This window comes from Blautia sp. DFI.3.45, assembly GCF_020593505.1.
GTDB classification, from domain to species: Bacteria; Bacillota; Clostridia; order Lachnospirales; family Lachnospiraceae; genus Blautia_A; species Blautia_A wexlerae.
In genome coordinates, this window is record NZ_JAJDMI010000045.1 from 18,665 (window position 1) to 28,232 (window position 9,568).

The 9,568-nt window shown below is 38.9% G+C and carries 8 protein-coding genes; all 8 read right to left on the minus strand.

Annotated elements, in window-relative coordinates; all coding sequences use genetic code 11:
* Window positions 1-287: 287 nt before the first annotated feature.
* Window positions 288-3,182: an MFS transporter gene (locus tag LJE09_RS13720; RefSeq protein ID WP_227311449.1), complete on the minus strand. Its 2,895-nt coding sequence runs from the start codon at window positions 3,180-3,182 to the stop codon at window positions 288-290.
* Complete coding sequence (locus LJE09_RS13725) at window positions 3,179-4,255, minus strand: hypothetical protein (protein WP_227311450.1); 1,077 nt, start codon at window positions 4,253-4,255, stop codon at window positions 3,179-3,181. Before LJE09_RS13725 ends, LJE09_RS13720 begins: the two co-directional genes overlap by 4 nt.
* 23 nt (window positions 4,256-4,278) lie before the next feature.
* Window positions 4,279-5,919 carry a PP2C family protein-serine/threonine phosphatase gene (locus LJE09_RS13730; protein WP_227311451.1) on the minus strand — a complete coding sequence of 547 codons (1,641 nt, stop codon included), beginning with the start codon at window positions 5,917-5,919 and terminating at the stop codon, window positions 4,279-4,281.
* Between the two features lie 151 nt (window positions 5,920-6,070).
* Window positions 6,071-6,484, minus strand: a complete 414-nt coding sequence (locus LJE09_RS13735) for an ATP-binding protein (RefSeq protein WP_334303163.1) — start codon at window positions 6,482-6,484, stop codon at window positions 6,071-6,073.
* 76 nt (window positions 6,485-6,560) lie between these two features.
* Window positions 6,561-6,863, minus strand: a complete 303-nt coding sequence (locus tag LJE09_RS13740; RefSeq protein ID WP_227311452.1) for an STAS domain-containing protein — start codon at window positions 6,861-6,863, stop codon at window positions 6,561-6,563.
* Window positions 6,864-7,147: 284 nt separating this feature from the next.
* Window positions 7,148-7,783 carry a sugar O-acetyltransferase gene (locus LJE09_RS13745; RefSeq protein ID WP_026649211.1) on the minus strand — a complete coding sequence of 212 codons (636 nt, stop codon included), beginning with the start codon at window positions 7,781-7,783 and terminating at the stop codon, window positions 7,148-7,150.
* Window positions 7,784-8,011: 228 nt separating this feature from the next.
* Window positions 8,012-8,434 carry a flavodoxin gene (locus LJE09_RS13750; protein ID WP_227311453.1) on the minus strand — a complete coding sequence of 141 codons (423 nt, stop codon included), beginning with the start codon at window positions 8,432-8,434 and terminating at the stop codon, window positions 8,012-8,014.
* Between the two features lie 149 nt (window positions 8,435-8,583).
* Window positions 8,584-9,135 (minus strand): DUF3793 family protein, encoded by a 552-nt coding sequence (locus LJE09_RS13755; RefSeq protein ID WP_227311454.1) that lies wholly within the window; start codon window positions 9,133-9,135, stop codon window positions 8,584-8,586.
* Window positions 9,136-9,568: the final 433 nt, after the last annotated feature.

Consider the following 9,568-nt stretch of genomic DNA (forward strand, 5'->3'; position numbering starts at 1 on the left):
TTACATATTATTTTATACATATTTCTTACAGATATTTTCTACCCATATTTCCTGTTAGTGTGCCGACAAGTTGATTTCTCGAACAATCTTGCGTCTAAATTTCTTATTTTGTGGGTAATTATGTGTGTTTTTTTACAATATAATATTTTTACAGTTACAAATTGATATTTATAAGTTCATCATATCATACATTTTCCGAATTGTCATGCGCAAAAACTCCTCTTTTCTGTCATTTTGCAACATATGAGTACATAAATCGCTGCTGTCCACTCCACAGTAACTACAAATCACTTTTTTCTGTTAATAAAGCAGTAAATCCCTCCCATTCCTGTAACTATCATACAGAGTGGCAGAACTCCCTTTGCCAAAGGTGAAATAAACATTATCTGTCCCAAAACAACCGGACCCAGAGACTCTCCTATATTTTCCGTAAAATTATAAATACCTATGGACTTATCTTCCCCGTATTCTTTTACAGATTTAAGATCCAGGAAATACATCTGCTGGGCAGTTTTTCCAAAACATGCACTGATTCCCATAACAATCAATGCAAGGAGCATTCCCGGTAATTTGGGATAACATACGAAGGCCAGCAGTGCGAGAACATTTAACCCAACGGCCAGATACATAGAAGAATATTTCATCTTTTCAATCGCCCATTGTGTTATTCGATTTCCCAAAATAACCGGAATTTCTGCATACAAGAGAAGTAACAATGTGACGGTTAATTCTGAAAAACCTTCATTATCACAAAACAGCGGTACAAAATAGAACACGAAACTTCCAAATATAATATATGGATTCTGGATCAGAACAAAAAAACTGCTCACTGCCTTATCTGACAAAAGTTTTCCGGCACTGATTTTACCGGAGTCTTCATTTTCCTTTCCCTCTTTTGCAGTATCCCGTTCCAGCATTGCACCAACACTGATAATTACAACTACAAGGAGAATCCATGTTGTTGAAACAAAAATAAAAACATTTCTCTGTCCAAACTGTACAGCCAGAAGACTTCCCAGCATAATACCAAAATTAAGCCCTGCGAGATAGGCACTGTTGTAGATGGCCAGACCCTCCATCCTGCTCTGAGGATCAACAATTCTGCTGATCAGGATATAAACTGCATTTGTCATAAAACCTACGCCAATTCCATCCAGGATCAGTCCCGTCACGATCAGAACATAGGATGGTGCAATAAGCAGCATAAGATTTCCCGCAAAAGAACATAATCCGCTCAAAACAGCAAGTTTTCTGATTCCAAATTTTACGGTGAGCTTCTGACATATCAGCGATGTCACTCCTATCACAAAGATATTAATTGTAACAGGCAGCGAAGCCGCCAGTTCCGTATTATGAAAATGAGCATTCTGAACATAGCGCATAAGATATACCGGAAGAAAAGATGCGGTCATATTATAGGCGGCAAATACACCAAATATAATCAGCCTTATCCAATGGCATGGAAAAATACCGTTCTCCTTTTTCTCCCTCTCCTGATATTTTCTCTTGTCTTCCAGAAAAGCCAGTACCTCTTCAAAAAAGATGCCAAACAGCAGAATAAGAACTGCCAATACTGCCACAATACCTTTGATAATATCAGTTAATATCTGGTTTAATACTATCAGCTCTGTTCCTACTGCAACAACACCGGTAATTTCTCCTGATTCGTTTTTTATCGGAACTTTTATGTAGGTATAACTTCCGGCAATATCATCCTTTCCTTTATTCCATACTGCCTTTCCTGTCTCATACACCTGCTGTACTTCCCGGGTTTCCACTTCATCCAGAGGGAAATAATTACCTATCGACTGATCAAGATATGCAACTGCATACGCTTCTTTCTGTTCATCCATCACCAGAATATTACAATAAATATTCTGATAAAATTCTATATCTGTCGGAAGACTTTCTTCCATAATACAGCTGACATCCTGATAAGTTTCCCCATCATAATCCGCTGCTGTCCTGATAGAGCTTATGTCTTTATTTTTCAGTTGTCCTGCTTCCATATAAGCAACAATTTCAATCTGTTCTTCCACTTTCTCTTTATAACTGTTTCGAAATTCCCGAAGCAGCATTCCGGACACTGTTGCAGCTACCAGAATAAGCATAACTCCGATCATCAGCCCCAGCCGCCTGGTATCGGACAGGACATATGCATACTTTCTGATCAGCATGGCAAAAAAATAAATACAGCCGACTACTCCTGCGCAGATCAGTCCTGCTGAAATGATCCACATAACCACAGGTAAGATTTCTGTATGAATGACGGTCAATGTCTCCGACCCGGTTCCGTCTGTCTTCCATATTTCTCCGGATTCTGCATTTGTCAGAAAGATCATATTTGTATCTTCTTTTCCTGTTGAAACAGTAAGTGTATCTGTGTTTTCTACAACAGGAAGCGCTGTATTATCAGCCTGTACCAGCATTACCCTGCGATTGCGGATATCTGTATAAAACAGCTTTTCATCCTCTGAAACCCCTAATCTGTATGGGATTCCATCTGAATAACCACATTGATTCACATCAAATATTTCAGTGACCTCTGCCCGTCTCTCAACATCTTCTATCTTATATATTTTTCCGTTTTTATCCAGCAGAAAGAGGCTGTCGCCAAAGAAAGTGCAGTCATTGAGACGAGTTTCTGCACTTTTATAGTCAATTTCTGTTTCCTCATCCTGCTTTACTTCTATCTGATCTTTGTTTAAGATCGCATACTGCAGCCTTCCATTCTTAAACGACAAACCATATACTTTATGCTTATAAACCCACTCAGAACTGTAATCCCACTGTCTGACCACTTCTTTATTTCTGCCATGAGAATCATAGCGCAGGATAATTTCCTCTGACAAATGCATTCCGTCCCAGCAACTTGCCTGAAGATACAGGTTTCCCGCTTCATCTGTGCAGAAATCATCAATATATAACGTCCTTTTCTGATCATCTTTTGGACATTCTATGGTATACAGTAGTTTATTCTGCTGGTCCATACATAACAATCTCTCATGTCCCTGATCCAGAAGATATCGTCTGCCATCTTCTCCCTCTTTAAATGAATAAGCCTGACTGACCGTTACTTTTCCGGGATAGGAAAATCCCATAAAATATAAGCTGAAAAATCCCAGCAGAATCATCACAGGAAAAACAGCAAATAACTTCACATTCCATTTTCTTCTTTTCATAAATAGTCCTTATACTCCTGCTCTGCATGATAAACAGTATTCCTGCCGTCTTCACTCAACTTTTCAGGATATAAAATGCAGCTTAAATTCAATATTCCTTTATGTGCTTTTGCACATTTTCGATAAGAATCTGTTTCATCTACACTGTCAATTTCCAGAATATCACTGATCCCCAGCAGATAAAAAGGCAGTGCAGGCATAGAAATATAATCCTTTACAGATTCCATTCTATTTGGCATGGCAGTTATCATACGAAGGATTTTATTTCTTTCTATATGGGGAGTCCTCTCCCTGAAAAAGGCTTCACACAGTTCTGTATCTCTTTCATGTACAACTATACATTTAACATCCGGATAACTTTTTTCCAGAGACCGGATCAGATTCAGGTAAAGATTGCTGATCCTCCAGGATACTTTTCTGAAATCTGTTAAAATCTGTTTCTTTTTATCTTCAGGTAAATCTGCGATCACCGCAGAAAGGTACTTTGCATAGGACATATCCGGAAGAGGAATTACTGCCACTGCATTCAACGCTTCCGCAGCCTCAAAAACATAGAGAATACTCTCATATTCCTGATGTGTAAGTCCTTTCTTTTTATCATGAAAATAAATTCTGTCTATACTCTGAGAATGCTCATTAATAAAAGACTCCATATCTGCTTTCAGAACCTCTGCACTCTCGCCGTACCTTTTTCCCGTACAATAATCAAAAAAACAGGCTTCCCCATTTTGCAGAATGATCTCTACTTCTACTTCATGAGCTCCGAACAGACAGGGGCCTCCTTCTACTGCCACCGGACGTTTCAGGTTCAACGCTTCCTGCAATTTACTCAGATTTGCCGTAAAATATGGTGTCTGTTCCCTGTCCGGAAATTTTACTTCTGCCAGTTGCGGAACCTTTCGGATGATTCCGGGGAAATCTGATACATCTACTGTATTTTTAAACCGGATTTCTTTTTCTCCTGTCTTATTCTCAGTAACCTCATAAAAATCACCGGAAACGATCAGATAATCAAACAATTCTTTCTGTTCCTGGCAATAAGAAGTTTCCTCAGGTAATATGTGGTTATTCATTAATATATTTTTCAGACTTGTTATCATTTGTACTCATTAAACTCCATACACAACATGGTAATATCATCGAACTGTTCTGCCCCATCTACAAATTCATCTACATCAGTACGTATATCCGTAATCATCCGGTTCAGTTCTGTATTCTTGTTCCGCTGCAGTACCCGCACAAGACGATCCATTCCATACTGCTCGTTCAGAGGATTCACCGCTTCCGGAATACCATCTGTATACAGGAATAATCTGTCGCCTTTCTTCAGGTTCATTGTTCCCGAACGATACTGGATTCCCTCCAGTCCGGCAAGTACAAAACCAGCCCTGGTCGGATATACTTCCCATATATCTTCATCCTTGTGATAGACAATCGGTTTCTCATGTCCCGCATTTACAAACTCCAGTTCACCTGTCCGCAGATCCAGCACTCCTTCAAAAGCAGTAATAAACAGTTCTTCTTTATTCGATTCACACAAAAGATCATTCACCTTTGTAAATACTTCTCCCAATGAACCGCCAAAACCAGAATAATCTTTGATCAGCGTCTTTCCAATTACCATAAACAGGGCAGCCGGCACTCCTTTTCCTGATACATCTGCCATGACAACAGCCAGATGGTTTTCATCAATCATAAAGAAATCGTAAAAGTCCCCGCCCACTTCTTTTGCCGGAGACATGCTTGCATAAATATCAAACTCCGAAACATTTGGAAATGGCGGAAAAATACATGGCAGCATACTTGCCTGGATATGTGTTGCAATACTTAACTCTGATGCGATACGTTCTTTTTCTTTTGTTTCACTGAGCAGAGTATTCATATAACTCTTCAAATCGTCAGATAAGGTTATCAGAGAATCTGCCAGTGTCTGTATCTCATCTCCGGAACAGATTTCAGGATCCTTAAATTCCAGTTCTGATGGCTGTAAGCCTTCATGACTCTTTTTAACAAAATCATTTGCTGCCGCATCCAGTTTTTGAATCGGCACAACAACTCTGCGGCGTATCCAACGATATAATCCGACAAAGAAAATCAATGCAATAAGAATTCCCGCTGCCGCAATGCTCTGAATATACTTTGTGAGTACTTCCACCATTTCTTTTATGGAAACATCCACTGCCAAAACAGCTACTGCTTCACCGTCACTGTTTCTGACGGCCTTAAGTCCGCTGTACATGTATCCAAAAGATGTTTTGTTTGCATAATATGTAATATCTTTTTCGGACATGGCTGAAATATAATATCCGGTTACCTTTTCTCCGTATTCTGTTCCTGAAAGTTTTCCTAAATATGCATTGTCTGTGTCATTTAATTCCTCTTTACTGATACCGGCCATTACATACATCATATTATCTGCTCCGGTTTCTTTCAGAGGTTTGACTACGTAAACATACTCAATATCATAGCAGTCTCTGATCTGACTTAACAATTTCTGACTTTCTTTATATTTCTCTGATTCTGTCTGCGTATCTATACACTGTTCCAGATCATCTCCATCCAGATTGGCTGATGCAATATTAAGTATACCGGTTATGTATTTTTCACATCGACTCATCATACTTTTATAATAAATGACCATGCCGATGCATCCCATACCAATGCAAATACATACTGCAAAAATAATACTGATAACTATCAGATTAGTTCCTAAATGTTTCTTCTTTTCTGTATTCATATTCTGACTGTTTCCTTTTCCTGCATTTTTCTTGTCAAGCGGATATTCACACTCCTCTTCACTATGCGGCTCTACACCGAAGTAACAGGAATGCGACGCTCAGTTATTCAAAAGTTCATGAATAGCAATATACCCTTACAATGTATGAAATCTACAAATTCTTTTTTATTTTCAATATATTTTGTCCGTCTGCATATTCATATGAAACTTCATCCATCATTTCCTTAACCAGAAAAATTCCAAGCCCCCCGATTTTTCTTTTTTCTATATCCAGGGTAACATCCGGATCTTTATTTTCTAATGGATTATAAGGAATGCCTTTGTCTATAAACGTCAGTTCCAGTCTTTCAGGAAAATTCTTTATTTCAACCTGTACAGTTGCCTCTCCGGTTTTTGGCGTATAAGCATAATAGGCAATATTGCCAAATATCTCATCTATCGCAATATCTATCTCCATCTGTACTTTTGCAGAACATCCATTTGCTTCCAGTATGGAATTTACAAAATCTGTAATTACCGCTATATTCTCTATTTTTGCTTCTTCTGTAATACTTTTCAAATTCACTTCTCCTTCCTTCATTCAGTTCAGGTAGATAGAATCCTCCTTTTCGCTGTGCAGTTCTGTATCTTTACAGCCACAGTCATTCGATTGACAGTATGTCTGCAAATCCCGTAATATCGAATACATCCTGTATGATATCACTCACATGAATCAATTTCATAGTTCCTTTTACATTCATAAATTTCTGCATTTTCAGAATAACACGCAGGCCGGCTGATGAAATATATTCAAGCCCTGCAAAATCCAATACAAGTTCCTGAGTATTGATCAACTCTTTCTCGGTAAAAGTATCCAATTCAGGTGCAGTTGCTGTATCTAATCTCCCGGTCAAAAATACCGTATCTTTTGTTCCTTCATTTTTCTTTTCAATTTTCAGACTCATTTTCTCTCTCCTTTTTCAGATAATGTCAAATTTCTGTTCTGTCAGCATCTTCTGCCTCCATCTGTATATTCACTCTATCCACCCTGATATCTGCAAATTGCTCCATTACTGAACAACTCCCATATTTATCATATTCATTGTAACATAAACAGGAGATGAATGCATCATCTCCTGTCTATTGTTTACCTGTATTTTGTGGAATTGATTACTGTTCACTCCGTTCACAGCAACACGCTTCGCAAAGTGTGTCTCGGGATTTTGGCATAGGCAACCTGTCAGTTCTGCTATTTATTTTTATTCTTTACTTCTTCCCACGCCTCATCATCAAATTTCTGTTTCTTAAAGTAATAGATTCTGTCTTCGTCTGTAATCTCGCGGATTACTTTACATGGATTTCCAGCTGCGATCGTATTATCCGGGATATCTTTGGATACTACACTTCCTGCACCGATCACTACATTACTTCCAACGGTAACACCCGGAAGAATCACTGTATTTCCGCCGATCCATACATTATCTCCCACTGTTACAGGAATTCCGTATTCATATCCTGAATTACGGCTGTCCGGATGAACCGGATGACCCGCTGTATAAATGGAGACATTTGGCGCGATCTGAACATTTTTTCCACATGTTACTTTTCCCACATCAAGGATTGTCAGATTATAATTGGAATAGAAATTCTCACCTACTTCAATGTTCCAGCCATAGTCACAGTGGAATGGTGCTTCCACCCAGACATTTTCGCCTGTTTTTCCAAAAATATTCTTGATCATCTGAGGCGCTTCCTTACTCTGTCTGGATGGCGGCAGTTGATTAAAATCATAGATTTTCTGCTTGCATGCCTGTCTGTCTTCCTCCAGACCATCTAGCCATGCCTTATATGGAAGTCCGCTTAACATTCTTTCTCTCTGATTCATTGTTGTATCTCCTGTATTTTATATTTTTTATAAAAATCATTTCAGCCCAAACGCCGCCATCTCCGCCTGTACATTGCGACTGCCTGTAAATGTCTATAAAACTGAACTCACTATTAATAAATAGTATAATCCCCAAAACAGTTTCTGTAAATATTATCAACCGAAAAAAGGAGACTGCCGCATATTCATGCAGACAGTCTCCCGGTATTTCTTATCTTATCTATTCTGTTATACTAATGCAGCACCTAAAGCTTTGCAAGCATCTGTAGCTTCATCATCTGGCTCTTCCTGGCAGATCACGCTGTCGCATACAAGATTTGCACCTGCTTCTTTACAGGACTCTTCCCAGTTACGCATCCATTCGCCGTCTCCCCATCCATAAGAACCAAACAGAGCGATGTTCTTGTCTTTCAGGGCATCTTTGCATCCGTCAAACATTGGCTCGAATTCTGTATCTTCGAGAACTTCATCTCCCATTGCAGGGCATCCGAAGGCGATTGCATCATATTCAGCAACTTTAGAACCGTCAAAATCCTCACAGGTATGAAGAACAGCTTCGCCGCCTTTTTCCCTGATTCCGTCTGCAACTGCGTTTGCCATTGCTTCTGTGTTTCCTGTGCTGCTCCAATATACAACTGCTACTTTACTCATGATTAAAATCCTCCTTAAATTTGCTCTGCCTTTTTCTTTGCCGCAAAGCCATGATTTATATTATAATAAAAAGTCATACGGCTTTTCTATTATACTGATTCTTAAACGAACTCTCCATCCCTGCTATATTACTTTATATAGCTTCTTCCTTACGCTGCCACCGTCAGCTGACGTACACTTCTTCCCTGATTCCAGAGACGTACATACACGCTGGTACATTTCTTAAATCTGGCAAAAACCTTTATTGCCTCACATTCATTGCAGTAAACCTTCCAACAACCTACACATTTACAGTTCTGCCCTGCATTCTTGATAAATCCGATCACATCTCCCAGCGGATATCCCAGAAATAATCCGATTTCATGAGGAAAATCTTCTCTCTGGGCCAGGCGGCTTCTCAGTCTCTCAAGTGCATATGCAGGATCTGTACTCTCATACCCATACTTCTTTATGAAATTCGCAACACCAGGTTTCTTCAGATCTCTTTCAAGGCTTGAGAACCGGCAGACATAAATCAGCGCCTTTTTCTCACTCCTGCGAAGTACTGTGAGGGAAACGCCTTTTTCTCTTACACATTCATTAAAACCTTCTACGCTTTTCCATAATTCTTCCTCAGATTCATATTTATATGTAAAAAGATTTCCGGTTTTAATAGATGCTAATGTAGGTGAACAATGTTCGATCACAGATTTCTCCAGCATGTTATGATTCCTTTCTCAATGGCAGAATATTAGTTAGGCCATGCTAACTATCTATCAAAAAATAAAGCTTTACGAAACATTTTATTGCTTTTGTTTGCTGCAAAGCTTGAATTACTGCTATAAAAAGACCTTCAACAGATCGTTCAGCAGTTTGAGTTATTTATGTCTAACTTCATAACTTAATATATACTATCTCTGGTATTCTGTCAAGTTAATTTTGTATAACTTTTTTTAGTAACTGCCTTTTTTAACCGAATCAAGTAAGTCCCCGGGGTCGGTTGCAAAAAACAATACGCAATGGGTAGGAACTTGCTTGTATCAGGAGGAGTGACAACTCCTTCTGATACACTGTGAAACAGTTATTCGATGTAGCGCCGCCTAGAGCGTGTCTGAAAAATAAAAATTGCACAAAACGCATGTTTTATTTCCCTTT